Source organism: Streptomyces sp. NPDC053048 (assembly GCF_044547045.1).
In the GTDB taxonomy this organism is placed as follows: Bacteria; Actinomycetota; Actinomycetes; order Streptomycetales; family Streptomycetaceae; genus Streptomyces.
In genome coordinates, this window is the sequence record NZ_JBITZS010000002.1 from 556,698 (window position 1) to 581,531 (window position 24,834).

The 24,834-nt window shown below is 74.9% G+C and carries 24 protein-coding genes; 14 read left to right on the forward strand and 10 right to left on the reverse strand.

Annotated features, from left to right (window positions below; translation table 11 throughout):
• Positions 1-133: 133 nt before the first annotated feature.
• Both ACIG36_RS07315 and ACIG36_RS07320 read right to left on the reverse strand, forming a co-directional pair.
• Positions 134-1,045: an SDR family oxidoreductase gene (locus tag ACIG36_RS07315; RefSeq protein ID WP_399923367.1), complete on the reverse strand. Its 912-nt coding sequence runs from the start codon at positions 1,043-1,045 to the stop codon at positions 134-136.
• A gap of 1 nt (position 1,046) precedes the next feature.
• Positions 1,047-1,832, reverse strand: coding sequence for an SDR family oxidoreductase (locus ACIG36_RS07320; RefSeq protein WP_399923370.1), 786 nt, complete (start codon positions 1,830-1,832; stop codon positions 1,047-1,049).
• 72 nt (positions 1,833-1,904) lie between these two features.
• Here ACIG36_RS07320 and ACIG36_RS07325 point away from each other — a divergent pair, with 72 nt between their 5' ends.
• Genes ACIG36_RS07325 through ACIG36_RS07340 form a run of 4 tightly spaced genes read left to right on the forward strand, consistent with a single transcriptional unit; the run spans position 1,905 to position 5,384 of the window.
• The gene (locus ACIG36_RS07325) at positions 1,905-2,711 is read left to right on the forward strand and encodes an enoyl-CoA hydratase family protein (RefSeq protein WP_399923373.1); all 807 of its coding nucleotides are present in this window, start codon (positions 1,905-1,907) and stop codon (positions 2,709-2,711) included.
• A gap of 14 nt (positions 2,712-2,725) precedes the next feature.
• A complete protein-coding gene (locus tag ACIG36_RS07330; protein ID WP_399924005.1) occupies positions 2,726-3,574 on the forward strand; it encodes a CoA transferase subunit A in 849 nt (282 codons plus the stop codon).
• Positions 3,571-4,341, forward strand: a complete 771-nt coding sequence (locus ACIG36_RS07335) for a CoA-transferase subunit beta (protein WP_399923376.1) — start codon at positions 3,571-3,573, stop codon at positions 4,339-4,341. The genes ACIG36_RS07330 and ACIG36_RS07335 overlap by 4 nt, the downstream gene beginning before the upstream one ends.
• Complete coding sequence (locus tag ACIG36_RS07340) at positions 4,338-5,384, forward strand: NAD(P)H-dependent flavin oxidoreductase (protein ID WP_399923379.1); 1,047 nt, start codon at positions 4,338-4,340, stop codon at positions 5,382-5,384. Before ACIG36_RS07335 ends, ACIG36_RS07340 begins: the two co-directional genes overlap by 4 nt.
• A 12-nt stretch (positions 5,385-5,396) precedes the next feature.
• Here the strand turns inward: ACIG36_RS07340 and ACIG36_RS07345 are convergent, their stop codons facing one another.
• From ACIG36_RS07345 to ACIG36_RS07355, 3 genes are read right to left on the reverse strand one after another with little or no spacing between them, the layout of a single operon-like run.
• Positions 5,397-6,554: an acetyl-CoA C-acetyltransferase gene (locus ACIG36_RS07345; RefSeq protein ID WP_399923382.1), complete on the reverse strand. Its 1,158-nt coding sequence runs from the start codon at positions 6,552-6,554 to the stop codon at positions 5,397-5,399.
• A gap of 9 nt (positions 6,555-6,563) precedes the next feature.
• Positions 6,564-7,178, reverse strand: a complete 615-nt coding sequence (locus ACIG36_RS07350; protein WP_399924008.1) for a TetR/AcrR family transcriptional regulator — start codon at positions 7,176-7,178, stop codon at positions 6,564-6,566.
• A gap of 14 nt (positions 7,179-7,192) precedes the next feature.
• Positions 7,193-7,993 carry an SDR family oxidoreductase gene (locus ACIG36_RS07355; protein WP_399923385.1) on the reverse strand — a complete coding sequence of 267 codons (801 nt, stop codon included), beginning with the start codon at positions 7,991-7,993 and terminating at the stop codon, positions 7,193-7,195.
• 45 nt (positions 7,994-8,038) lie between these two features.
• Between ACIG36_RS07355 and ACIG36_RS07360 the strand changes: the two genes are divergently transcribed.
• The 7 genes from ACIG36_RS07360 to ACIG36_RS07390 all read left to right on the forward strand — a co-directional run bounded on the left by ACIG36_RS07360 (position 8,039) and on the right by ACIG36_RS07390 (position 16,612).
• Complete coding sequence (locus tag ACIG36_RS07360; protein WP_399923388.1) at positions 8,039-8,929, forward strand: enoyl-CoA hydratase; 891 nt, start codon at positions 8,039-8,041, stop codon at positions 8,927-8,929.
• Positions 8,929-10,104 (forward strand): acyl-CoA dehydrogenase family protein, encoded by a 1,176-nt coding sequence (locus ACIG36_RS07365; RefSeq protein ID WP_399923391.1) that lies wholly within the window; start codon positions 8,929-8,931, stop codon positions 10,102-10,104. Before ACIG36_RS07360 ends, ACIG36_RS07365 begins: the two co-directional genes overlap by 1 nt.
• 23 nt (positions 10,105-10,127) lie before the next feature.
• Positions 10,128-11,168, forward strand: coding sequence for an acyl-CoA dehydrogenase family protein (locus ACIG36_RS07370; protein ID WP_399923394.1), 1,041 nt, complete (start codon positions 10,128-10,130; stop codon positions 11,166-11,168).
• A gap of 55 nt (positions 11,169-11,223) precedes the next feature.
• The gene (locus ACIG36_RS07375; RefSeq protein WP_399923396.1) at positions 11,224-12,798 is read left to right on the forward strand and encodes an FUSC family protein; all 1,575 of its coding nucleotides are present in this window, start codon (positions 11,224-11,226) and stop codon (positions 12,796-12,798) included.
• 102 nt (positions 12,799-12,900) lie between these two features.
• Positions 12,901-13,416: a MarR family winged helix-turn-helix transcriptional regulator gene (locus tag ACIG36_RS07380; protein WP_399923399.1), complete on the forward strand. Its 516-nt coding sequence runs from the start codon at positions 12,901-12,903 to the stop codon at positions 13,414-13,416.
• A gap of 169 nt (positions 13,417-13,585) precedes the next feature.
• Positions 13,586-15,883 (forward strand): heavy metal translocating P-type ATPase, encoded by a 2,298-nt coding sequence (locus tag ACIG36_RS07385; RefSeq protein ID WP_399923402.1) that lies wholly within the window; start codon positions 13,586-13,588, stop codon positions 15,881-15,883.
• Between the two features lie 96 nt (positions 15,884-15,979).
• Positions 15,980-16,612 carry a PIG-L deacetylase family protein gene (locus tag ACIG36_RS07390; protein WP_399923405.1) on the forward strand — a complete coding sequence of 211 codons (633 nt, stop codon included), beginning with the start codon at positions 15,980-15,982 and terminating at the stop codon, positions 16,610-16,612.
• 7 nt (positions 16,613-16,619) lie between these two features.
• Here ACIG36_RS07390 and ACIG36_RS07395 read toward each other — a convergent pair whose 3' ends face one another.
• The 3 genes from ACIG36_RS07395 to ACIG36_RS07405 are packed head-to-tail and all read right to left on the reverse strand — an operon-like array spanning position 16,620 to position 19,394.
• Positions 16,620-17,177 carry a hypothetical protein gene (locus ACIG36_RS07395; protein WP_399923408.1) on the reverse strand — a complete coding sequence of 186 codons (558 nt, stop codon included), beginning with the start codon at positions 17,175-17,177 and terminating at the stop codon, positions 16,620-16,622.
• A complete protein-coding gene (locus ACIG36_RS07400; RefSeq protein ID WP_399924011.1) occupies positions 17,174-18,631 on the reverse strand; it encodes an ATP-binding protein in 1,458 nt (485 codons plus the stop codon). Before ACIG36_RS07400 ends, ACIG36_RS07395 begins: the two co-directional genes overlap by 4 nt.
• A gap of 52 nt (positions 18,632-18,683) precedes the next feature.
• The gene (locus tag ACIG36_RS07405; protein ID WP_399923411.1) at positions 18,684-19,394 is read right to left on the reverse strand and encodes a response regulator; all 711 of its coding nucleotides are present in this window, start codon (positions 19,392-19,394) and stop codon (positions 18,684-18,686) included.
• A 204-nt stretch (positions 19,395-19,598) separates the two neighbouring features.
• Here ACIG36_RS07405 and ACIG36_RS07410 point away from each other — a divergent pair, with 204 nt between their 5' ends.
• Positions 19,599-21,251 carry an isovaleryl-CoA dehydrogenase gene (locus tag ACIG36_RS07410; protein WP_399923414.1) on the forward strand — a complete coding sequence of 551 codons (1,653 nt, stop codon included), beginning with the start codon at positions 19,599-19,601 and terminating at the stop codon, positions 21,249-21,251.
• A gap of 564 nt (positions 21,252-21,815) precedes the next feature.
• Here ACIG36_RS07410 and ACIG36_RS07415 read toward each other — a convergent pair.
• Positions 21,816-22,187, reverse strand: coding sequence for a hypothetical protein (locus ACIG36_RS07415; RefSeq protein ID WP_399923416.1), 372 nt, complete (start codon positions 22,185-22,187; stop codon positions 21,816-21,818).
• Positions 22,188-22,498: 311 nt separating this feature from the next.
• On the opposite strand from ACIG36_RS07415, the gene ACIG36_RS07420 reads away from it, so the two are divergent.
• Positions 22,499-22,651, forward strand: a complete 153-nt coding sequence (locus ACIG36_RS07420) for a hypothetical protein (protein WP_399923419.1) — start codon at positions 22,499-22,501, stop codon at positions 22,649-22,651.
• A gap of 58 nt (positions 22,652-22,709) precedes the next feature.
• A complete protein-coding gene (locus tag ACIG36_RS07425; protein ID WP_399923422.1) occupies positions 22,710-23,465 on the forward strand; it encodes a hypothetical protein in 756 nt (251 codons plus the stop codon).
• On the opposite strand, the gene ACIG36_RS07430 is transcribed toward ACIG36_RS07425, so the two are convergent.
• Positions 23,443-24,741 carry a cytochrome P450 gene (locus ACIG36_RS07430; RefSeq protein WP_399923425.1) on the reverse strand — a complete coding sequence of 433 codons (1,299 nt, stop codon included), beginning with the start codon at positions 24,739-24,741 and terminating at the stop codon, positions 23,443-23,445. The two genes, ACIG36_RS07425 and ACIG36_RS07430, sit on opposite strands and share 23 nt — an antisense overlap.
• Positions 24,742-24,834: the final 93 nt, after the last annotated feature.

Sequence of the window (24,834 nt, forward strand, 5' to 3'; positions counted from 1 at the left end):
GATCTCCGGAGGGCCGCAGGGCCGGAGGCCCTCCGCAGCCGGGCCCGGGGCCCAGGCCCCTCGTCACCGGCCGCCGCTCCGTCGGCCGCCGCTCCACCGGCCGCCGCTCTGCCGGCCCCCGGGCCTGCCCCGCTCACCCCGCCCCGTACACCGGCCGGGCCCTGCGGGCCCCCGTCAGGAGTTTTCGTACCGCCTCGCCCACCTCTGACGGGGACCAGCGGTCGGCCTTGTCGGCCGTTGGGCCCGGGTGCCAGCCCTCCATGACCGTGACGCGTCCGGCCTCCGCCTCGAAGACCTGGCCGGTCACCCCGGTGGAGCGGGCGGAGGCGAGCCACACCACCAGTGGGGAGACGTTGGCCGGTGCCATGGCGTCGAAGGTTCCGTCCGGCGGGGCGGCCATGGCCTCGCCGAAGACGTCCCGCGTCATCCGGGTCCGGGCGGCGGGAGCGACGGCGTTGACCTGGACCCCGTAGCGCGCCAGTTCGGCGGCGGCGACGAGCGTCAGGCCGACGATTCCCGCCTTGGCCGCCGCGTAGTTCCCCTGGCCCACGCTCCCCAGCAGCCCGGCGCCCGACGTCGTGTTGACCACGCGCGCGTGCGGAACGCGACCGGCCTTGGCCTCGGCCCGCCAGTGCGCGGCGGCATGCCGCAGGGGCAGGAAGTGGCCCTTGAGGTGGACGCGTACGACCGCGTCCCAGTCGTCCTCCGCCAGGTTGACGAGCATCCGGTCGCGCACGAAGCCGGCGTTGTTGACCAGCGCGTCGAGCCGGCCGAACGTCTCCAGCGCGACGGCGACAAGGGAGGCGGCCCCCTCGCCGGTCGCGATGTCGCCGCAGTGGACGACGGCTTCGCCGCCGCGCGCGCGGATCTCGTCGGCCACCCGCTGCGCGGGGCCCGCCGACGCGCCCTGCCCGTCGGGCCCGGCGCCCAGGTCGTTGACGACGACGAGCGCGCCCTCGGCGGCGAGCGCCAGCGCGTGCGCCCGTCCCAGGCCCCGCCCGGCTCCGGTGACGACGGCCACGCGCCCGGAGCAGATTCCGGTCATCTCACGGCTCCCCATGGTCGGCGTTGGCGGCGTCCAGGAAGGCCGGCCGCTCGCCGCCGCCGTGGACGAGCAGGCTCGCGCCGGTGATGTAGGCGGCGCGGTCGGAGGCGAGGAACACGGCGGCCTCGCCGACCTCGTCCGGCTCGGCCAGGCGGCCCGCCGGTACCGTCCGGGCGACGGCGGCGACACCGTGCTCGTCGCCGTAGTGCAGGTGGGCCGACTCGGTGCGCACCATGCCCAGGACGAGGGTGTTGACCCGTACCCGCGGGGCCCACTCCACGGCCATGGTGCGGGCGAGGTGTTCCAGCCCGGCCTTGGCCGCGCCGTAGGCGGCAGTGCCCGGCGAGGGGCGGCTGCCGCTGACGCTGCCGACCATCAGGACGCAGCCGCCCGCGCGCTGGACGCGCATGAGGCGGTGGGCGGCGAGCGAGGCGGTCAGCGGTGCGGTGAGGTTGAGGGCGATCACGCGCGCGTGGCGCGTCGCGTCCGCCGCGTCCAGCCGCCGGAAGGGTGCGCCGCCGGCATTGTTGACCAGGACGTCGAGCCGTCCGTGGTCGGTGGCGACGCGCCCGAAGAAGTCCTCGACGGCGGCCGCGTCGCGCAGGTCGACGGGGAGGAAGCGTGCGGTGCGGCCATGCGCCGTGACCGGCCGGGGCGGTGGCCTGCGGGCGCAGACGATCACCTGTGCGCCGGTGCGCAGGAACGCCCGCGCGATGCCCACGCCGACGCCGCGCGTGCCGCCGGTGACGACGGCGACGCGGCCGTCCGGCTCCGGAGCGCCGACCATTCGGTCACCTCCCGAGGCCACCGGTCCGCTGCTACCTTCACACCTAACAAACGTTTGGTGGAAAGGTAGCCGATGAGCGTCTCCACCGCACGTCCCGAACCGGGCATCGTCGTCGTCACCGTGGACTTCCCGCCCGTCAACGCGCTTCCCGTGGACGGCTGGTACGCACTCGCCGATGCCGTCCGCGCCGCAGGCCGCGACCCCGAAACCCGCTGCGTCGTCCTCGCCGCCGCCGGACGCGGCTTCAACGCCGGCGTGGACATCAAGGAGTTGCAGCGCACGCCCGGCCACCGGGCCCTGATCGGCGCCAACGACGGCTGCTCCGCGGCCTTTTCGGCCGTCTACGAGTGCGAGGTGCCCGTAGTCGCCGCCGTGCAGGGCTTCTGCCTCGGCGGCGGCATCGGCCTCGTCGGCAACGCCGACGCCGTCGTCGCCTCCGACGACGCCACGTTCGGCCTGCCCGAGCTGGACCGGGGCGCGCTCGGCGCCGCCACCCACCTGGCCCGGCTCGTCCCCCAGCACCTGATGCGCACCCTCTACTACACCTCCCGCACGGTCACCGCCCACGAGCTGCACCGGCACGGTTCGGTGTGGCGCGTGGTGCCGCGCGGCGAACTGGCGGCTGCGGCCCTCGGACTGGCGCGGGAGATCGCGGCCAAGGACGGCACGCTGCTGCGGCTGGCCAAGGCGGCGCTCAACGGCATCGACCCCGTCGACGTCCGCCGCAGCTACCGCTACGAACAGGGCTTCACCTTCGAGGCGACCCTCGTCGGCGTCGCCGACCGCCACCGCGACGCCTTCGTCGCCGGAGGCAAGGAATCACCGGGCACGGAACCACCCGGCACCCACTCCCCCGGCACGGGAAAGGAGCGGCCGTGACGGCCGACAAGACGATGACCGCCGACGAGGCCGTCGCCCGGCTGTCCGACGGCATGACGATCGGCATCGGCGGCTGGGGCTCCCGGCGCAAGCCGATGGCCCTCGTGCGGGCCGTGCTCCGCTCCGGCCTGACCGACCTGACCGTCGTCTCCTACGGCGGACCGGACGTGGGCCTGCTGGCGGCGGCCGGACGGATCCGCAAGCTCGTCGCCGCCTTCGCCACCCTGGACTCCATCCCCCTCGAACCGCACTTCCGCGCGGCCCGCCAGCGCGGCGAGCTGGAGCTGATGGAGCTGGACGAGGCCATGCTCATGTGGGGCCTGACGGCCGCCGCCAACCGGCTGCCGTTCCTGCCGGTGCGCGCCGGCCTCGGGTCGGACGTGATGCGGGTCAATCCGGGCCTGCGGACGGTCACCTCGCCGTACGCGGACGGCGAGGAACTGGTGGCCGTGCCCGCGCTCACCCTCGACGCGGCCCTCGTCCACCTCAACCGTGCCGACGCGCACGGCAACGCCCAGTACCTCGGCCCGGACCCGTACTTCGACGACCTGTTCTGCGAGGCCGCGCGGGAGGCGTACGTCTCGTGCGAACGGATTGTCGGCGGGAAGGAGTTCGCGGCGGCGGGCGGGCCGCAGACGCTGCTGGTGCAGCGCCACTGTGTGACGGGCGTCGTCGAGGCCCCGGGCGGCGCTCACTTCACCTCCTGCACGCCGGACTACGAACGGGACGAGGCCTTCCAGGCGGCGTACGCCAAAGCGGCCGCGGACCCGGCGGCCTGGCGGGAGTTCACCCGTCGCTATTTGTCCGGGGACGAGGAGGACTACCGTGCCGCGGTCGCGGCCCACTCCCGGGAGGGCGCGTGAGTGCCGGCGGTGGACCGGCCGCGAGCCGGGCCGAGGTGTGCGTCGTGGCGTGCGCGGAGGCCTGGCGAGGCGACGGCGAGATCCTGGCCAGCCCGACGGGCGTGATCCCCACGGCCGGTGCCCGGCTGGCGAAGCTCACCTTCGCACCCGACCTGCTGCTGACGGACGGGGAGGCGCTGCTGATGGCCGACATCCCGGCGCTGGGGGCGAAACCCCGCGCGGTCGAGGGCTGGCTGCCCTTCCGCCGCCACCTGGCGCTGGTCACCGGTGGCAGGCGGCACGCCATGATGGGCGCGGCCCAGCTCGACCGGCACGGCAACCAGAACATCAGCTGCGTCGGCGACTGGCGGCGCCCCGCCCGTCAGCTGCTCGGCGTGCGCGGCGCGCCCGCCAACACCGTCAACCACCCCACCAGCTACTGGATCCCCCGGCACTCCCCCCGCGTCCTGGTGCCGCGGGTCGACATGGTCAGCGGCGTGGGCTACGACCGCGCTGCCGCCGCCGGTCCCTCCGCCACGCGCTTCCACCGCATCCGGCGCGTGGTCACCGACCTGGCCGTGCTCGACTTCGAGACGCCCGACCGCACGATGCGCGTCCGTTCGCTGCACCCGGGCGTCACTGCCGAGGAGGTACGGGCGGCGACGGGCTTCCCCCTCGACGTGCCCGCCGACGTGCCGCGCACCCGGAGCCCGTCGGCGACGGAGCTGCGCCTGATCCGCGAGGTCATCGACCCGGCCGCGCTGCGCGAGGGCGAGGTGCGCCGGTGAGGACGGCCCTGACCGACCTGGTGGGCGTCGAGCACCCCGTGGTGCAGACGGGCATGGGCTGGGTGGCCGGTCCCCGGCTGGTGACCGCGACGGCCGAGGCGGGCGCGCTCGGCATCCTGGGCTCGGCCACCATGACGCCCGGTCAGCTGCGCGCCGCCGTGCGTGAGGTGCGCTCCCGCACCAACCGGCCGTTCGGCGTCAACCTGCGGGCGGACGCGGGCGACGCCGGCGAGCGCGTACGGATCCTGGTCGAGGAGGGGGTGCCGGTCGCGTCCTTCGCGCTGGCGCCCTCGCGCGAGCTGATCGCCCGGTTGAAGGACGCGGGCATCGTCGTCATCCCCTCGGTCGGGGCGCGGCGCCATGCCGAGAAGGTCGCCGCGTGGGGCGCGGACGCGGTCGTGGTGCAGGGCGGCGAGGGCGGCGGCCACACCGGGCGGGTGGCGACCTCGGTGCTGCTGCCGCAGGTGGTCGACGCGGTGGGCGTTCCGGTCGTCGCGGCGGGCGGTTTCCACGACGGGCGGGGCCTGGTGGCCGCGCTCGCCTACGGCGCGTGCGGCATCGCCATGGGCACCCGCTTCCTGCTCACCTCCGACAGCACGGTGCCGGACGCGGTGAAGGCCGCCTACCTCGCCGCGTCCGTCACGGACGTCACCGTCACCACCAAGGTCGACGGCATCCCGCACCGCGTGCTGCGCACCCCGTTCGTCGCCGCGCTCGAGCGGGCGGGGCCGGTGGGCACGTTCCTGCGGGCCCTGCGGCACGCCGCCGCCTTCCGGGGGCTCTCGGGTCTGAGCGTGTCCCGCATGCTGCGGGACGGCCTGGCCATGCGGCGCGGCGGACGGCTCACCTGGGGTCAGGTGCTGCTGGCCGCGAACACCCCCGTGCTGCTCAGGGCCGCGATGGTGGACGGCCGTACGGACCTGGGCGTGCTGTCCGCCGGGCAGGTGGCGGGGGTGATCGAGGACCTCCCCTCGTGCGGCGAGCTGGTGGGGCGCGTCATGGCGGAGGCGGACGAGGTGCTGCGGCGTCTCGCCGGCGGGTGAGGTGCGGCCGGGTCACAGCCGTTCGATGACGGTGACGTTGGCCTGGCCGCCGCCCTCGCACATCACCTGCAGCCCGTAGCGGCCGCCCGTGCGCTCCAGTTCGTGCAGGAGCGTGGTCATCAGCTTCGCCCCGCTCGCGCCCAGCGGATGGCCCAGGGCGATCGCGCCGCCGTTGACGTTGACGCGGGCGGGGTCGGCGCCGGTCTCGGCGAGCCAGGCGAGCACGACGGACGCGAACGCCTCGTTGATCTCGACGATGTCGATCTCGTCGATCGTCATGCCGGTCCTCTTCAGCGCGTACGCCGTGGCCGGTATGGGCGCGGTCAGCATGCGGATGGGGTCCTCGCCGCGGACGGAGAGGTGGTGGACGCGGGCGCGCGGGGTCAGCCCGTGGTCGCGCACCGCCCGTTCGCTCGCCAGCAGCAGGACCGCGGCGCCGTCCGAGATCTGGGACGACAGGGCGGCCGTCAGCCGGCCGTTCGGCACCACGGGCGGCAGGGCGGCCATCTTCTCCAGTGAGGTGTCCCGGCGCGGCCCCTCGTCGGTGGTCACGTCACCGAGGGCGACGGTCTCGCGGTCGAATCGGCCCTCGTCGATGGCGCGCACCGCCCGCCGGTGCGAGGCGAGCGCGAACTCCTCCATCTCCCCGCGTGTGATGCGCCACTTGGCGGCGATCAGCTCGGCGCCGTGGAACTGGTCGACCGGCACGTCGCCGTAGCGCTCCCGCCAGCCCCGCGAACCCGCGAACGGCCCCTGCGCCAGGCCCAGCGGCTCGGTGGCCCGGCGGGCGGCGTACGCGATGGGGATCTGCGACATGTTCTGCGTGCCGCCCGCCACGACGAGGTCCTGGGTGCCGGAGAGCACGGCCTGGGCGGCGAAGTGGACGGCCTGCTGCCCGGAGCCGCACTGCCGGTCGACGGTGACGCCGGGCACCTCCTCCGGCAGTCCGGCGGCCAGCCAGCTCGTCCGGGCGATGTCGCCCGCCTGGGGCCCCACCGTGTCCACGCAGCCGAGGACGACGTCGTCCACGGCGGCGGGGTCCACCCCCGCGCGGTCCATCAGGGCCTTGAGCACGTGCGCCCCGAGGTCGGCCGGGTGGACGGCGGACAGTCCGCCACCGCGCCTGCCGACGGGCGTGCGTACCGCTTCGACGATGTATGCCTCGGCCATGGCATGCTCCTAGGTTCGTACGGCGATCCCGTCCAGGACCATCGACAGGTACTGCCGGGCGATCTCCTCCGGGCTGTGCGTGCCGCCCGGCCGGTACCAGGACGCCGCCACCCACACCGTGTCGCGCACGAAGCGGTAGGCGAGGCGGACGTCGAGGTCGGCGCGGAAGGCCCGCTCGGCGACGCCGCGCTCGAGCGTGCCCAGCCACGCCTTCTCGAACTTGCGCCGGGATTCGGCGAGGTAGCCGAAGCGCGGCCGCCCGGCGAGGTCGCGGGCCTCCCGCTGGTAGATGGCGACGGCGGCGCGGTGCCGGTCGATCTCGCGGAAGGACTCGGTGACGAGCGCCTCGAGGGTCTCGCGGGGCCCGAGTCCGGCGGCGAGCACGGCGTCGTAGCCGGCCCAGAGCTCGTCGAGGAAGCTCGAGAGGATCTCGTCCAGCATCGACTCCTTGGAGTCGAAGTGGTAGTAGAGGCTGCCGGCGAGGATGCCGGCGGCGTCGGCGATGCGGCGCACGGTGGTCGCGCTGTAGCCCTGCTCGGCGAACACCTCGGCCGCCGTGGCGAGCAGTTCTCCGCGCCGGGCCGGGGCCGGCTTCCCGGTGGTGGTCTTCTTGCTGATCGGCACGCTCTCATTCTCGGTCACGCGCGCTGGCTGCTGACGGCCACGGTCTCGCCGGTCATGTACGAGGAGTAGCCGCTGGCCAGGAAGACGATGACGTTGGCGACCTCCCAGGGTTCGGCGGCCCGTCCGAACGCCTCGCGCCGGGCGAGCTCGGTGAGCAGCGCGGGCGTGGTGACCTTCTCCAGGTGGGGGTGCGCGGCGAGGCTGGGCGAGACGGCGTTGACCCGTACCCCGTAGGCGGCCGCCTCCACCGCCGCGCAGCGGGTGAGCGCCATGACGCCGGCCTTGGCGGCGGCGTAGTGGGCCTGGCCGTGCTGGGCGCGCCAGCCGACCACGGAGGCGTTGTTGACGACGACCCCGCCCGCGCCGCTCGCCCGCATCCGGCGCAGGGCGGCGCGGGTGCAGCGGAAGGTGCCGTAGAGGGTGGTGTCGACGACCCTGTCCCACTGTTCGTCGGTCATGTCGACCAGTTCGGCGGTGCCTCCGAGGCCGGCGTTGTTGACGAGGACGTCGAGCGGTCCGTGCCGGTCCTCGGCGAGGTCGAGGAGGGCGGCGACCTGGGCCTCGTCGGTGACGTCGCAGGGCGTTCCGGCGACGCGGTCCGCGCCGAACTCCGCGGCGAGGGCGGTGAGTGTGCCCTCGAGGCGGCGCGCGTGGACGTCGCCGAGGACGACGCCGGCGCCCTCCTCGAGGAAGCGCCGGGCGGTGGCCCCGCCGATGCCGGTGCCGGCGGCGGCGGTGATGACCGCGGTGCGGCCGGACAGCAGCTCGTGGGCGGGGAGATAGGGCGGCGGGCCGAAGCTCTCGACGCTGCTCATGACCGTACGTTAACCTACCAAACACTTGTTAGGGAAGGATGGTTGATGACCACTGACCCTGTACCGGCCGCGGAACCTGGACCGGCCACCGCCCCTGTACCGGCCGCGGGCCCCGTGGTCCGCTACGAGCGGAACGGTCCCGTCGCGACGGTCACCATGAACCGGCCCGAGTACCGCAACGCCCAGAACTCCCGCATGACGTACGCGCTGGACGACGCCTTCGGCGAGGCCGCGGCCGACGACGGGGTCAAGGTGATCGTCCTGGCGGGGGCGGGCGAGCACTTCTCCTCGGGCCACGACATCGGCACCCCGGAGCGGGACGCCCACCGGCCCTTCGCGCGCCGGGCGGGGCTGTGGTGGGACCACTCGGACAAGGCGGGCGCGGAGCAGCGGTTCGCCCGTGAGTCCGAGGTGTACCTGGGCATGTGCCGGCGCTGGCGCGAGCTGCCCAAGCCGCTGATCGCGCGGGTCCAGGGGGCCTGTGTGGCGGGCGGGTTGATGCTGGCCTGGGTGTGCGACCTGATCGTGGCGAGCGAGGACGCCTTCTTCGCCGACCCGGTCGTGCGGATGGGGATTCCCGGCGTCGAGTACTTCGCGCATCCGTGGGTGATGCCGCCGCGCGTGGCGAAGGAGTTCCTGTACACCGGTGACCGGATGAGCGCGCGGCGCGCCCATGAGATCGGGATGGTCAACCACGTGGTGCCGCGCGGCGAACTCGTCGACCGGACGACCGCGTTGGCGGAGCGGGTGGCGCGCATGCCGCGCCTGGGGCTGGCCCTGGCCAAGCGGGCCGTGAACCAGGCCGAGGACCTGCAGGGCCTGCACGCCGGCCTGGACGCCGCCTTCGGCCTGCACCATCTGGCGCACGCGCACAACGCGGAGACCGCGTCCGACCCGCTCGGCGGCATGGACGTCCGCGCCATGAAGGACGCCTGATGCACCCGGACTTCGCTCCGGAGGAGGCCACCTTCCGTGCCGAGGCCCGCGCCTGGCTGGCCGCGCACGTGCCCACGGCGCCGCTCGCCTCGCTCGAGACGGCGGAGGGCTTCGACCGGCACCGCGCGTGGGAGCGGACGCTGCACGCGGGCGGCTGGTCGGTCATCTCCTGGCCGCGCCGCTTCGGCGGCCGGGACGCCTCCCTGCTGCGGTGGCTGGTCTTCGAGGAGGAGTACTGGTCGGCGGGCGCCCCCGCCCGGGTTTCGCAGAACGGCGTCGCCCTGCTCGCCCCGACGCTCTTCGAGCACGGGACGGACGAGCAGCGCGCCCGGATCCTGCCCGCGATGGCGAGCGGGGAGACGGTGTGGGCGCAGGCCTGGTCGGAACCGGAGGCGGGCTCGGACCTCGCCGCCCTGCGGTCGGTGGCGGTCCGCACGGCCGGAGGGTGGCTGCTCAGCGGGCAGAAGACCTGGTCGTCGCGGGCGGCGTTCGCCGACCGCGCCTTCGGGCTGTTCCGCAGCCACCCCGGCGGTGAACGCCCCCACCACGGGCTGACGTTCGCGATGTTCCCGCTGGACGCGGACGGGGTGACCGTGCGACCCATCGGCCGCCTCGACGGCAAACCGGCCTTCGCGGAGCTCTTCCTCGACGACGTCCTCGTGCCCGACGCCGACGTCGTGGGCGAGCCGGGCCAGGGGTGGCGCGTGGCCATGAGCACGGCGGGCAGCGAGCGCGGTCTGACCCTGCGCAGCCCCGGCCGTTTCGTCGCGGCCGCCCGGCGGCTGGAGGCGCTGTGGCGCTCGTCCGCCGACCCCGGCGACACGGCACTGCGCGACCGGGTCGCGAACGCGGTGATCGGTGCCCGCGCCTACCAGCTGTACGGCTACGCGCAGGCCGCGCGCGAGGCGGCCGGGGGCGCGGCGCCCGGCGCCGGGGCGAGCCTGACCAAGGTCTTCTGGTCCGAGCTGGATCTCGCCCTCCACGAGACGGCGCTGGACCTGCTGGGGCCGCACGGCGAGCTCGCGGACTCGGCGGACGAGGCGCCGGGGCACGGGCGCTGGGCGGACGGCTGGACGTTCGCCCTGGCAGGTCCGGTGTACGCCGGGACGAACGAGATCCAGCGCGACATCGTCGCCGAGCGACTGCTGGGCCTGCCGAAGGGACGCCGGGGATGAGGGCGGGTTCCGGGCGGGGGTTCATGGGGTGGCACCCGGAAGGGCTGGGTCCGGTGGACGACGCGCGGGCGGACTTCGGCCGCGTGCTGGACCGGATGTTCTCGGCGGCGGATACGCCGTCGGCGGTACGTGCGTGGGCGCGCGGCGAGCACGGGCCGGGGCGCGCCCTGTGGGAACGGGCGGCGCGCGCCGGGGTGTTCGGCCTGGTGGTGCCCGAGGCGTACGGCGGGGCCGGGCCGCTTCCGGTGGAGACGGGGGTGGCCTTCGTCGAGCTGGGCCGTCACGCCGTGCCGGGTCCGCTGGTGGAGACGGTCGCGGCCGCCGCGCTGCTGGGCCGGCTGGCGCGGTCGGGCGTGGCCGGGCCCGCGGAGCGCTGGCTGGCGCCGGTGGGCGCGGGCGAGGCGATGCTCACCCTGGCCCTGCCGGGCGGGGGCCCGTACGCGCTGGACGCGGACGCGGCGCACGCCGTGCTCGCCGTGAGCGGTGACGACGTGCTGCGCCGCGCCGCCGGTCACGGTCCGGTGCAGCCCTCCCTCGATCCGGCGCGGCGGCTGGCACGCGCGCGTGAGGGAGGGGAGGTGCTCGCCGCAGGGCCCACCGTGCGGGAGGCGGCCGCGTGGGCGGGCGACTGGGCGGCGTTCACGACGGCGGCGCAGGCGCTCGGGGTGGGTCTGGCGCTGCTGGAGCGGACGGTGGCCTACGCCAAGCGGCGCACGCAGTTCGGGGTGGCGATCGGCTCGTTCCAGGCGGTCAAGCACCGGCTGGCGGACGCCTTGATCGGCCTGGAGTTCGCCGGGCCGCTGCTGCACGGCGCGGCGGTGGCATTGGCGACCGGCCCGTCGCGGCGGGCCTCGGCCTCGGCCGAGGTGGCCGCCGCGAAGTTCGCCGCCTGCGACGCCGCGTACGCGGCCGCGCGGACCGCGCTACAGGTGCACGGCGCGATCGGCTACACGGCCGAGTACGACCTGTCGCTGTGGATCGGCAAGGCGAGGGCGTTGCGGTCGGCGTGGGGCACTCCGGCGGAGTGCAGGGCGAAGGTTCTCCAGGCGTCGATGCTTCATTGATCCGATGCTTCACGCTTAATATTTCACAAGTAAAACACCTGTTAATCTCGTCAGGGTGTCGAAGTCCTACCGCCCCCTCCCCCTGCCCCTGCGCGGCCTTCTGCGGCTGCGGCCGGCCTCGGACATCTGGTACAAGCCGGCCCTCAGCGCGGCCGCCGCGATGGCGGTGGCCGACATGTCGCTGCTCGCGCTCGGCCGCCTGGACCTGGTGATCTACACCGCCGCCGGAGCGCTGTGCGCCCTGTACGGGCACGACCGCCCCTACGCCGAGCGGGCCAGGACCGTCGCCCGGGTGGTCCTGGCCACGGTCGCCGGCGTCGGTGCGGCGCTGACCGCCGCCTCGCTCACTTCCTCGGCGCCGCTGCTCGTCGTGGGTGCCGCGCTGGTCGCGGCGGCCCACAAGGTGGGGTGCGACGCCACGCGCGTGGGCCCGCCCGGCAACGTCGTCCTCACCTTCGTCACCTCGAGTGCCTTCTTCCTGCCGCAGCGGCTCGGCGAGGTGCCCGGCCATCTCGGGCTCGTCCTGGCCGCCGGGGCGCTGGCGTGGCTGATCTGCATGGCCCCCGCGCTGGTGCGCCCGTACGGGCCGGAGCGGATCGCCGCCGCCCGCGCGCTGGAGGCCGCGGCCGCCCTGCTGCGCGCCGAACCGGACGGTGTCACCCGCGCGCGCCATGCGACGGCCACCGCGGTGCGCGCGGCCCGGCGGACGCTCGGCGAGGACGCGCACCCGCGCGACGAGATCCGCCGGGCGCTGGCGCGGGCGGACGCGGCGCTGGCCGCGACGGGCACCGCTCCGGCCGGGGCCCCGACGGCGGCCGACCATCTGGCGGAGCACGCGCGCGTGCTGCGCCGCGGCACGGCGGCGGCACCGCTCGCCCGCCTCGCCCCGCTGGCGCCGACCGGAGTGCGTGTCGCCGTCGGCGCCACCCTCGCCGGATGGGCCGCGCTCGCGCTCGGCAGCGGCCATCCGTACTGGGCGGTGGTCGCGGCCGCGTCGGTGTTCCAGGCGAACACGACCCTCACCTGGCAGCGCGCGGTGCAGCGGGCGTTCGGCAATCTGCTGGGCCTGCTGCTGTTCACCGCCCTCGTGCCGCTCACCCGGACGAGTGAGGTCGCGCTGGTCCTCGTCACCCTCGGCCTGCAGATCGGCGCCGAGGCGCTGATCTCCCGGAACTACTGGCTGGGCAGCGTGTGCGTGACCCCGATGGCGCTGCTGCTGGGCGAGTTCGGCGGGCCGCATCCGGCCCGGGAGCTCATCGGCGACCGGTGGACGGACACGCTGGTCGGGGTGCTCCTGGGCCTGGCGGTATGCGCCCTGATCACCAACCGGAGGGCGACCGGGCGCGTCCACGCCGCCCTCGGCCGGGCGGCGGGGGCCCGCGAGGCGGCGGACGCCGTACATGCGAAAGCCCCCAGCCCCGCCCGGGAGCACGCCCGGGACCGCCTCGTGGCCGCCCTGCTCGAGCTGCGGGAGGCGGCGGAAGTCGCCGCCGGCGAGTGGTGGCAGGGCGTCCGGCCGGAGGACAGGGTGATCGAGGAGGAACGCGCGGGGTACCGGACACTGGCGGCGCTCGCGGCACCGTCGCACCCCGCATCCCGGACGGGGGCCGTCACCCCGGGTCCGCGATGACGGCGACGGCCGGGGCCTGGGCCCGGGGCCGCGAATAATCCGCCTGCCGCGGACGGCAGAATCTGACGGGAGCATCCACCGAACCGGAGAGGACCGAGAACCGTGGCCGAGGACGCCGAGGACATCGTCGCGCGCGTGCTGCGCCAGTGGCAGCAGGTCCACCCCGGACTCGACACCGCGCCGATGGCCGTGATCGGCAGGCTCAACCGTTGCGCCGCCCTGCTGCAGCAGGCGACGGACGCCCCGCTGGTGCGGGAAGGGCTGACGCGGGCGGAGTTCGACATCCTGGGCACCCTGCGGCGTACGGGGCGGGAGCTGACACCCGGGCAGATCGCGCGGGAGACCTTCGCCTCCGGGGCGGCGGTCACCAAGCGGCTGCGGGTGCTGGAGGAGCGGGGGCTGGTCAGCCGTCGCGCCGACGACCGCGACCGGCGGGTGGCGCACCTCTCCCTCACCGGTACCGGCCAGGAGCTGATCGACCGGATCGTCCCGGACCAGCTCGGCTACGAGCAGGCGCTGCTGGCCGGGCTCGGCAAGGACCGCCAGGACGAGCTCGCCGGCACCCTCGCCGAGCTGCTGGTCCTGCTGGAGGGGCGGCTCGGCGGCCTGCAGCCCTGAGCGCCGGACGCCACCCGGACGGAGCAACGAGCCGTATACCCTGCCGGGGTATACGGCTCGGCGCGTTCCGGCCCTTGCGGCCAATACACCCCAGGGGTATAACTGTCTCCGTGAGATACCCCCAGGGGGTATGACCGGCCGATCGGCCCTCCGGCTCGAGGAGCAAGTGATGACCACCACGACACCCAGCGCCACCGGCACCGCCGAGGTCGAACTCGCCATCGGCGGGATGACCTGTGCCTCCTGTGCCGCCCGTGTCGAGAAGAAGCTCAACCGCATGGACGGCGTGGCGGCCACGGTCAACTACGCGACCGAGAAGGCCAAGGTCACCTACCGCGACGGCATAGCCGTCGCCGACCTGATCGCCACGGTCGAGGCCACCGGCTACACCGCCACGCCGCCCGCGCCCGCCCGCCCGGAGCGCCCGGCCCCGGACGAGGCCGCGGGCGGGGCCATGGACGGGGCCGCGGCCGGATCCGGCGCGGAGCCCGACGAGCTGCTCCCGCTGCGGCAGCGCCTGATCACCGCCGTGACGCTCTCGGTGCCCGTCGTCGCGCTGGCGATGGTGCCGGCCTGGCAGTTCGAGTACTGGCAGTGGCTGTCGCTGACCCTGACCGCCCCCGTCGTCACCTACGCTGCGTGGCCCTTCCACCGCGCGGCGTTCAAGAACGCCCGCCACGGCGCGGCGACCATGGACACCCTGATCTCCCTGGGCACGTCGGCCGCGTTCCTGTGGTCGCTGTGGGCGCTGTTCCTGGGCACCGCCGGGATGCCCGGCATGCGGCACGGCTTCGAGCTGACCATCGCCCGCTCCGACGGCGCGGGCAACATCTACCTCGAGGCCGCCGCCGGCGTCACCGCCTTCATCCTCGCCGGCCGCTACTTCGAGGCCCGCTCCAAGCGCAAGGCCGGCGCGGCCCTGCGCGCCCTGCTGGAGCTGGGCGCGAAGGAGGTGACGGTGCTGCGGGACGGGCGGGAGGTCCCGGTGCGCACCGAGGACCTGGTCGTCGGCGATCGCTTCGTGGTGCGGCCGGGCGAGAAGATAGCCACCGACGGCCTGGTCGTCGAGGGCAGTTCGGCCGTGGACGCCTCGATGCTGACCGGCGAGTCAGTGCCGGTCGAGGTCGGGCCGGGTGACTCCGTCACGGGCGCGACCCTCAACGCCGGGGGCCGCCTGGTCGTCGAGGCGACCCGCGTCGGCGCGGACACCCAGCTGGCCCGGATGGCCCGGCTCGTCGAGGACGCCCAGAACGGCAAGGCCGCCGCCCAGCGCCTGGCCGACCGGATCTCCGGCGTCTTCGTCCCCGTCGTCATCGCCCTCGCCCTGGGCACCCTCGGCGTCTGGCTCGCCACCGGCGCCGGCTGGACCGCCGCGTTCACCGCCGCCGTCGCCGTCCTGATCATCGCCTGCCCCTGCGCCCTGGGCCTGGCCACCCCCACCGCCCTGATGGTCGGCACCGGCCGCGGCGCCCAGCTCGGCATCCTCATCAAGGGCCCCGAAGTCCTCGAGACCACCCGCACCGTCGACACCATCGTCCTGGACAAGACCGGCACCGTCACCACCGGCCGCATGACCCTGCAGGCGGTGCACACCGCCGACGGCGAGGACGAGCACGAGGTGCTGCGCCTGGCGGGCGCCCTGGAGCACGCCTCCGAGCACCCCGTCGCCCAGGCCGTCGCCACCGCCGCCGCTGCCGCGACCGGCGCCCTCGCCACCCCCGGGGACTTCGCCAACCTCCCCGGGCTCGGCGTGCGGGGTGTCGTCGACGGCCGTGCCGTCCTCGTCGGCCGTCCCGCGCTCCTGGCCGACCGGGACATCGCCCTGCCCGCCGCCCTCCAGGACGCCCTGACGCGGGCCGAGACCGCGGGCCGGACCGCCATCGCCGTCGCCTGGGACGGGCGGGCCCGCGCCGTCCTGGAGGTCGCCGACGCCGTCAAGGACACCAGCCGGGAGGCCGTCCACCGGCTGCGCGCCCTGGGCCTGACGCCCATCCTCCTGACCGGCGACAACAAGGCCGTCGCCGAGACCGTCGCCGCCGAGGTCGGCATCACCCGGGTGATCGCCGAGGTGCTGCCGCAGGACAAGGTCGACGTCATCAAGGGCCTGCAGGCCGAAGGTCATTCGGTGGCCATGGTCGGCGACGGCGTCAACGACGCCGCGGCCCTCGCCCAGGCCGACCTCGGGCTCGCCATGGGCACCGGCACCGACGCCGCCATCGAGGCCGGCGACCTCACCCTCGTCCGCGGCGACCTGCGCACCACCGCCGACGCCATCCGCCTCTCCCGCAGGACCCTGGCCACCATCAAGGCCAACCTCTTCTGGGCCTTCGCCTACAACGTCGCCGCCCTTCCCCTCGCCGCGGCCGGCCTGCTCAACCCGATGATCGCCGGAGCCGCCATGGCCGCCTCCTCGGTCTTCGTCGTCGGCAACAGCCTGCGCCTGCGCACCTTCCGCCCCATCGGCTGACACCACACGCCCGTCCCCCTGTGAAGGGCCGTCGGTGGCACTTTTCTGCCACCGACGGCCCTTGAGTCATGACCCGCACGGCGTGAGGCTGGGGACATGGATGATCTTGTGCTTCGTACCGCGGACCGCCGCCCTCCGGAGAGCGTGCTGGTGGTCGCCGCCCGTCCCGCCGACATCGAGGTCCACGCCGCCGGCACGGTCATGCGATGGGTCGACCGGGGTACCCGCGCGACCTACTGCGTCGTCACCGACGGTGAGGCGGACGGACGGGAGGAGGTCCGCCGCGCGGAACAGGTGCTGGCGGCGAAGCTCGCCGGAGTGACGGACGTGCGCTTTCTCGGCCGTCCGGCCGACGCACCGGCGGAGCCCGCCGCGCGGACCCGGGACGAGCTGGAGCGGCTGATCCACCAGGTGCGGCCCCGACGCGTGATCGTCCCGGCGGACCTGGCGCCGGTCACGTCCCGGCTGCTCGCCGAGGACCGCGAGGGGCCCGTCCGGGAGCTGTGGGTGATGTCCGCGCCGGAACCCAACCAGTACGTCGACGTCACCGCCGTCCTCGACCGCAAGCTGGAGGCACTGCGCGCCCACGCCTCGCGGGCGGCGGCACTGCCGGACCCGGAGGAGCCGCTGCGCGCCCGGCTTGCCGCCCACGCGCGCGTGGGCGGCCTGCCGCCGGGCCGGGTGGCCGAGGCGTTCGAGGTCGTACGGGCCGTGCGGCACACCCCGTAGGGGGCGTCTACGGCGTGAGGGCGGTCGGCATGGCGGGGGCGACGGCGGGGGCGTCGTACTTCTTGTCGCAGAGCAGGCCGGGCACCTTCTTGCCCGCGCCGGTGAGATCCACGCGGACCTCCTCCGGCCGCAGGCCCTCCGGCACGCCGTTGTGGGCGGCCGTGCACACGAGCTGCACGCGCGCGAGGGGCGAGAGGCGGGTGACGTCCAGCGGCAGGGAGACGGTGACCCTGTCCTGGGCGGGGGTGACCACCAGGCGGCCGCCGGTCCGCGGCAGTTCGGAGTACAGGCCGCGCATCTTCTCGGCCTCGTTGGGACCGGCCATCAGCAGCAGCACCGCCTCCTCGGCGGTGACGGCCGCCTCCGCCGGGCGGGGCACCATCTGCACGCCGCCGGGGAAGCCGAAGTAGAGCTGGACCTCGGGCGTCGTGACGCCCGGCCGCTTGACGCCCTGGGCGGGCTGGCCCACCTCGACGACCTCGGTCGGCTCGATGCCGCAGCCCGCCAGGGACGCGGCGAGCGCGCCCAGCAGCAGTCCCGCGACCGCCGCGCGTCGGATTCTCACGTCTCGTCGCCTCCTCGGCGCAGCGGCAGGTCGACGGTGAACACCGCTCCTCCTTCGGGGGCGTTGGCGGCCCGCACGGTGCCGTCGTGCAGGCGTACGTTCTCCATGGTGATGGCGAGGCCCAGGCCGCTGCCCTCGGAGCGGACCCGGGCGGCGTCCGCCTTGAAGAACCGTTCGAAGACGTGCGGCAGCACCTCGGGGTCGATGCCCTCGCCGCGGTCCGCGATCTCGATCAGCAGCCGCTCGCCCTCGCCGTGCGGCCTGACGCGCACGGAGAGGCTCACCGGCTCGCCGCCGTGGCGCAGCGCGTTGCCGACGAGGTTGGCGACCACGACGTCGATGCGGCGCGGGTCGAGGCGGGCCCGTACGCCCTCGGGCAGGTCGGCCCGCACCTTGTCCTGCCAGCCGCGGGCCTGGAGGGTCTTGCGGACGGTCTCGGCGACGTCGACCTCGTCCAGGTGCAGGGCGGCGGCGCCCGCGTCGAAGCGGGAGATCTCCATCAGGTCCTCGACCATGCGGGCGAGCTTGCCGGTCTCCTGGCTGATGAGCCGGACGGCGGAGGCGGTGTCGGGGTCGAGGGCGGCGGCGTCCTCGTCGAGGACGTCGACTACGGCGGTCATGGCGGCGAGCGGGGTGCGCAGTTCGTGGGAGACGTCGGCGGCGAAGCGCCGGGAGTTGGCCTCCATGCGGCGCAGTTCGGCCACGTTCTCCTCGAGGGCGGCGGCCATGTCGTTGAAGGTGCGGGAGAGGTCTGCGAGTTCGTCGCGTCCGGTCACCTTCAGCCGGGTGTCGAGCCGGCCGTCGGTGATCTCCTGGGTGGCGCGGCGCAGCTCGCGCACGGGCCGCAGCACTCCGCGTGCGGCGAACAGGGCGGGCACCACGGCCAGCGCGATGGCGGGCAGGGCGCCGCGCTGGGCGGCCTGCACCAGGGCCGAGACGTTGACCTCGTCCTCGCGCAGCGGGACGTGGGCGTAGACCTCCAGGCCGGACATCTGTCCGAGGTCGCCGCTGAAGGCCACGGGCAGGCCGATGACGAGCCAGGGTTTGCCGTCGCTCTCCACCCGCTGGAAGGCGGCGATGCCGCCGGCCACCTTCTTCCGCACGCCCTCGGGGACGGTCCGGCCCACCGCCTTGGCGCTGGGCACGAGGGCCTCGTCGCGGTAGCGGGCCTGGACGATCCAGTGCTGGGCCTGGCCGGCCCGGTCGAGGCTCTGGGTGAACTTGGCGAGCTTGCCGGAGCGCAGCGGGAACTCCAGTTCCGGTGCCTGGGAGTTGACCTGGGCGCGCAGGGCCTGGACGGCCGTGTCCTGGGTGCGCTTGAGGATCGCGGTGCGGGCCTCGCGGAAGGTCAGGGCCGCCGTGGTGAGCGCGCTCAGCGCGGCGACGAGCAGGAACGCCACGACGAGCCGGGCCCGCAGTCCGCGCGCGAGGGTCCGCAGGGCGGGGCGGCGCATCGTGGGGCGGCGCAGGACCGGTCGTTTCACAGGGGTACCCGACTGACTCCGGCTAGCTCTGGACGGGACCGAAGCGGTAGCCGAAGCCGCGCACGGTCTGGATGTACTTCGGGGAGCGGGTGGACTCCTCGACCTTGGTGCGCAGGCGCATCACGCACGCGTCGACCAGGCGGGCGTCGCCGTGGTAGCTGTGCTCCCAGACGTGCTCGAGGAGCTGCTGGCGGCTGAAGACCCGGCCGGGCGTGGCGGACAGGTAGAGCAGCAGCTTCATCTCGGAGGGGGCGAGCGCCAGGTCCTGGCCGTGCTTGGAGACGAGCAGTCCGGCGCGGTCGATGGTCAGGTCGCCGTGCACCTCGGCGGCCGCGGGGGCGAGCGCCGGGTCCGGGCCGCCGCCGTCGACGGGCGCGGCGCGGCGCAGGACGGCGCGGATGCGGGCCTCGAGGACCTCGCCGCGGGCGGGCTTGACGATGTAGTCGTCGGCTCCGGCCTCCAGGCCGAGGACGACGTCTATGTCGTCGCCGCGGGCGGTGAGCATGATGATCGGGATCTGCTGGGTGGCGCGGACGCGGCGGCAGACCTCGAAGCCGCTCATGTCGGGCAGCATCAGGTCGAGCAGCACCAGGTCGGGACGGAAGGCGTCCAGCGCCGCCAGCCCGGCCCCGCCGGTGGGCGCGGCCTCGACTTCGTGGCCGCGGCGGCGCAGGGTGAGGGAGACCCCTTCCCGTACGGCCCGGTCGTCCTCGATCAGAAGCACGCGTGACATGCGGACCAGTATCCGTCCCGTCCGCACGTCCGTGCGACACGGGCCCCTCCGACACCGGAACTGTCACCGACTGCTCATATTGCCCGGCCGCGAGGGCAGCGGAGACACTGCCTGATCAAGCGCCGGAATCAAGGGGCCGGCCCTGGAGGAAACCGGTCGTCCGACCCTCCCCCACACGTGCCTACTTGGGGGTAACTTGAGGGCATGACCACTCACCAGGTGTTCAACCAGCCGCCGCCCCTGACCGGCTTCTCCACCGCCGACGACACCGTCCTGCTGGAGGCCCTGCGCCGCGACGGCGGCGGCTGGGGCGAGGCGGAGGTGCGCGAGCTGGGCGCGCGGGCCGGTTCGGCGGAGGTGCAGGACTGGGCCCGGATGGCCGAGGCGAGCCCGCCGGTGCTGCACACCCACGACCGCTACGGCCACCGCGTGGACGAGGTCGAGTTCCACCCCGCCTGGCACCAGCTGATGGACGCCGCCGTCAGCAGCGGCCAGCACGCGGCGCCCTGGGCCGAGGCCCGGCCGGGCGGACACCTGGTGCGGGCCGCGAAGTTCTACGTCTGGGCGCAGGCGGAGCCGGGCCACGGCTGCCCCATTTCCATGACCTACGCCGCCGTACCGGCGCTGCGCGCCCAGCCGGAGCTGGCCGCCGCCTACGAGCCGCTGCTGGCCTCCCGCACGTACGACTACGGGCTGCGCCCGCCGCTCGGCAAGCAGGGGCTGATCGCGGGCATGTCGATGACGGAGAAGCAGGGAGGCTCGGACGTACGGGCCAACACCACGACGGCCGAACCGGCAGGCGACGGCACCTATGTGATCACCGGGCACAAGTGGTTCACGTCCGCGCCGATGAGCGACGTCTTCCTCGTCCTGGCGCAGACCGCCGAGGGCCTGACCTGCTTCCTGATGCCGCGCGTGCTGCCCGACGGCACCCGCAACACGATCCGGCTGCAGCGGCTGAAGGACAAGCTCGGCAACCGCTCCAACGCCTCGTCGGAGGTCGAGTACGAGCGGGCCGTGGCCTGGCCCGTCGGCGAGCCGGGCCGCGGGGTGCGGACGATCGTCGAGATGGTCAACATGACCCGGCTCGACTGCGTCATCGGCTCGGCCGCCGGCATGCGGGCCGGGCTGCGGCAGGCGCTGCACCACACGGCGCACCGGCGGGCCTTCGGCGCCGACCTGATCGACCAGCCGCTGATGCGCAACGTGCTCGCGGACCTGGCCGTGGAGTCGGAGGCCGCGACGGTGCTGGCGATGCGGCTGGCGGCGGCACTCGACCGCTCCCAGGCGGGCGACGCCTCCGAGGCGGCGCTGCGCCGGCTCGCTCTGGCGGCGGGCAAGTACTGGGTCTGCAAGCGCGGCAGCGCGCACGCGGCCGAGGCCCTGGAGTGCCTGGGCGGCAACGGCTACGTCGAGGAGTCGGGCATGCCCCGGATCTACCGGGAGGCGCCGCTGCTGTCGATCTGGGAGGGCTCCGGCAACGTGTCCGCGCTGGACGTGCTGCGGGTACTGGCCAAGGAACCCGCCGCGCTGGACGCCTACTTCGCCGAGGTCGGCCTCGCTGCCGGGGCGGATCCCCGGCTCGACGCCGCCGCCGCGCGCCTGCGCGAGCTGCTGGGCACGCTCGGCGACCCGCACCACGCCCAGCTGGCCGCCCGCCGCGTCGCCGAGCAGCTCACGCTCGTGCTCCAGGGCAGCCTGCTCGTGCGCCACAGCAGCCCGGCCGTCGCGGACGCGTTCTGCGCCTCACGGCTCGGCGGCGACTGGGGGCAGGCCTTCGGCACCCTGCCGGGCGGTACGGACCTGGGCGCGATCCTGGAACGGACCCGGACGGCGGACGCCAAGTCGGCGTCCTGACACCACCGCCCGTCAACTCACATCCCACTTTCACCTCATCGGACGAATTCCGCCGGATGGGTGAGTGAGAGCGGCACGGCGATCGCAAGATCCCCGTCGTGACGGGATGGCTTCGGGGGATGGGCACCGGGTTCGCGGCCCTGGCGGCCGTACTGGCGACGGGGGCGACGGCCCAGGCCGCCGCCCAGGCACCGCCCGTCCCCCTGCCGGGCGGCGGGGTGGTGGCGGCCGTCGCCGCTTCCTTGACGAACGGCCTGGCGAAGGCGGCTGCGGGCGCCGAGGCTCCCCTGCCGGGTGGCCGGGCGACGGCGGCCGGGAACGCCGACGTCTCCGTGCCGCGTGGCCGGGTCACGGCGGACGCGAACGCCGCGGCTCCGGTGCCGGGCGGCAGGGCGACGGCGGGCGCGAACGCCGACGCTTCCCTGCCGCGTGGCCGGGTCACGGCGGACGCGAACGCCGGCGTTCCCGTGCCGGGAGGCGGGGTCGCGGCGGACGCGAGCGCCGATGTCCGCCTCAGGCCGCTGAGCGTGTGCGTGACCGCCGACGCGCGGGCGATCGGCCTGATCACCGCCCATGTCCGGCTGCTGTGCCCGCCCCGGAGACCGCCGCAGCCGCCGACGCCTCCGGGGCCTGTGCCACCGGTGCCACCGGTTCCTCCGGGGCCCGTGCCGCCGGTTCCGCCCGTACCCGTACCGCCGGTTCCGGTACCTCCCGCGCCGGAACCACCGGCTCCGGCGCCTCCGGCACCGGCACCGCCCGCGCCCGTCCCGCCGGCACCGCCCGCCCCTGTTCCTCCTGCCCCCGCGCCTCCGGTGCCGCCGCCTCCCGCCCCCGCGCCTCCGGCGCCGGCACCACCCGGGCCCGTCCCGCCCGCACCGGCACCGCCCGTGCCTCCCGCACCGCCGGCTCCTCCCGTACCGCCGGCTCCTCAGCCACCGGCACCCCCGGCGCCACCCGCACCCCCGCCGCCTCCGGCGCCCCCCGCGCCGCAACCGCCTCCGGCGGACCCTCCCGTACCGCCGCCGGGCCCGGCGCCGAAGCCGCCGCCGACGGCCCCCAAGCCGCCGGGCAGGCCTCCGCAGGCGCGGCCCGTCCCGCCCGGGGCACCGCCCGGCACCCCGCCCGCGCCGGCGCGACCGCCCGCGCCCGCACCTGCGGAACGGGCGACACCACCGGCACGCGCGATACCACCGCAACGGGCCGCGCCACCGTCCCGGCCCAAGTCCCCGCCCGCCGCGGTGCGCTCGTTGCCGCGCCCCTACCGCCAGTCCGTCAACGAGCCGGCACCGAGCGGCACGTCCGTGGTCACGCTCACCCTCGTGGTGACCGCGCCCGCCGTGCTGGCCGCCGCGCTGCTGCGGCCGCGCGGCAGCGGGAGCGGCGGCCGGCGCCGCCGCTGAGCCGATCCGTCCCCCGCCCCCGCCCTCTCGTCGCCCCTCACCGAACCCGGAGGTTCCCTTGTCCGAGTGGCTGGTGCTGGCCATCGCCATGGCCGCCGCCTGCGCCGTCGTCCTGACCATCACCGTGCTCAGGGAGCGCCGGCTCGGCGAGGACGACGACCCGACCGAGACCCCGGATGTCATCGAGTACATGACGATGATGGTCGGCGTGGTCTACGCCATCGTGCTGGGCCTGGCCATCGCCGGTGTCTGGGAGGCCCGCAACGCCGCGCAGGACACCGTCCGCGTGGAGGCGCAGGCCCTGCACGAGGTGACCGAGCGGGTGCGGGTCTACGCGCCGGAGGTGCGCGACCGCACGCGCAAGGACGTCGAGGCGTATGCGAAGCACGTCGTCGACGAGGAGTGGATGGTGATGCTCGACGAGGGCGAACTCACCGAGAAGGGCGCCGAACTGCTGGCCAAGGTGCGGGAGGACGTCACCACGTACAAGCCGCGCGACGATTTCGAGAGCCAGTCCTACCAGCCGCTGGTCGACCAGGTCGCGGCGGCGGACGCCGCGCGCAACGCGCGGGCGCAGGCGGCGGGGCCCACGATGCCGGGCGTGGTGTGGTTCGGGCTGATCGGCGGGGCGGTCGTGGCCGTCGGGCTGATCTTCACGCTGCAGATCAGGCGGTCGACGCGCGAGCTGATGCTGGCGGGCGTCTACAGTGCGCTGATCGCGTTCCTCCTCTTCCTCATCTGGGACTTCAACTCACCGTTCGGGCACTCCGTGGGCGACGCCTCGGGCCCGCTCACCGATCTGTTCTCCATCTGACGGGCAGGTGTTTGAGCCCGTTCTGGAAGTTGGACGTCAGCCGGACCGGTTCCCCCGCCCGTTCGAGGCCGGGGAGCCGGTCCAGCGTCGTCCGCAGCATCGCGCGCATCTGGGCGCGGGCGAGGTGGGCGCCGAGGCAGAAGTGCGGGCCGAAGCCGAAGCTGACGTGGTCGTTGGGGGTGCGGGTGATGTCGAAGCGGTCGGGGTCGGCGAAGACGCGCTCGTCGCGGTTGGCGGAGGGGTGGTAGACGACGACCTTCTCGCCCCGCCGGACGCGCTGCCCGCCGAGTTCGGTGTCGCGGGTGGCCGTGCGCCGGAAGTGCACGACCGGTGACCAGTAGCGCAGCATCTCCTCCACGGCGGCCGCGGTCAGCTCCGGCCGGGTGCGCAGGAGTTCGTACTGGTCCGGGTGGTCCAGGAGGGTCAGCAGGCCGCCGGGGATGCCGTTGCGCAGGGTCTCGCTCCCGGCCACGGCGAAGAGGAAGAACATCATCTCGAACTCGTCGCGGGTCAGGCCGCCTTCGCGCATCCTGGCCATCACGCTGCCCGGCAGCGGCGCCTCGGCCAGGGCGTGGGCGTAGTGGAACATGTCGGCCAGCGCCTCGCGCGAGCGCGGGTTGACCGGCGGGCCGTCGGGCCGGTTCCGGGGGACGGGGCGCCGGGCGAGGGCCGCGCGGCCCGTGGGGGTGAGCGAGGCGGGGTCGGCCGTGTGCGACAGGGCGTAGTCGGAGTCCTGGTAGCCGATGACCCGGTTCGCCCAGTCGTAGAGCAGTCGCCGGTCCTCCTGCGGCACGCCCAGCACATGCGCCAGGGTCCATACGGGAAGGTCACCGGCGAGCTCGGCGAAGTCCGTCTCCCCGCGGTCCGCCACGGCGTCGACCAGGGCGCGGGCCCGCGCCTCGATCACGGCCTCCAGTTCCCGTACGGCGCGCGGGGTGAGCGTGGCGGCGACGATCCGGCGCAGCCGGCTGTGGGCGGGCGGGTCCTGGTTGAGCATGGTGGTCCGGACGAACCGGAGGTCACCCTCGGAGTCGGGGTCGCGGAGCTGGGTGGCTCCCAGGTGCGAGGAGAAGAGCTCGGGGGTGCGCAGGACGTGTTTCACGTCGGCGTGGCGGAAGACCGCCCAGTAGCCGGGGCCTTCCGGCCAGGGGCCGACGGCCGGTTCCGGTACGCGGCAGACGGGGCTGTGGTCCCGTAGCGCGCGGAAGAGGGAGTGCGGGACGCCCCGGGCGTAGGTGGCGGGGTCGAACACGGTGACGAGGTCGGGTGCGCTCACGCGCGGACCGTACGTGCTCCTCTGGCGGGTGCGTCAAGGGCTCGTCACAATGTGTGCGGGGCGAGCGTCCGGTTCGCGACGGCCGACCCTGGG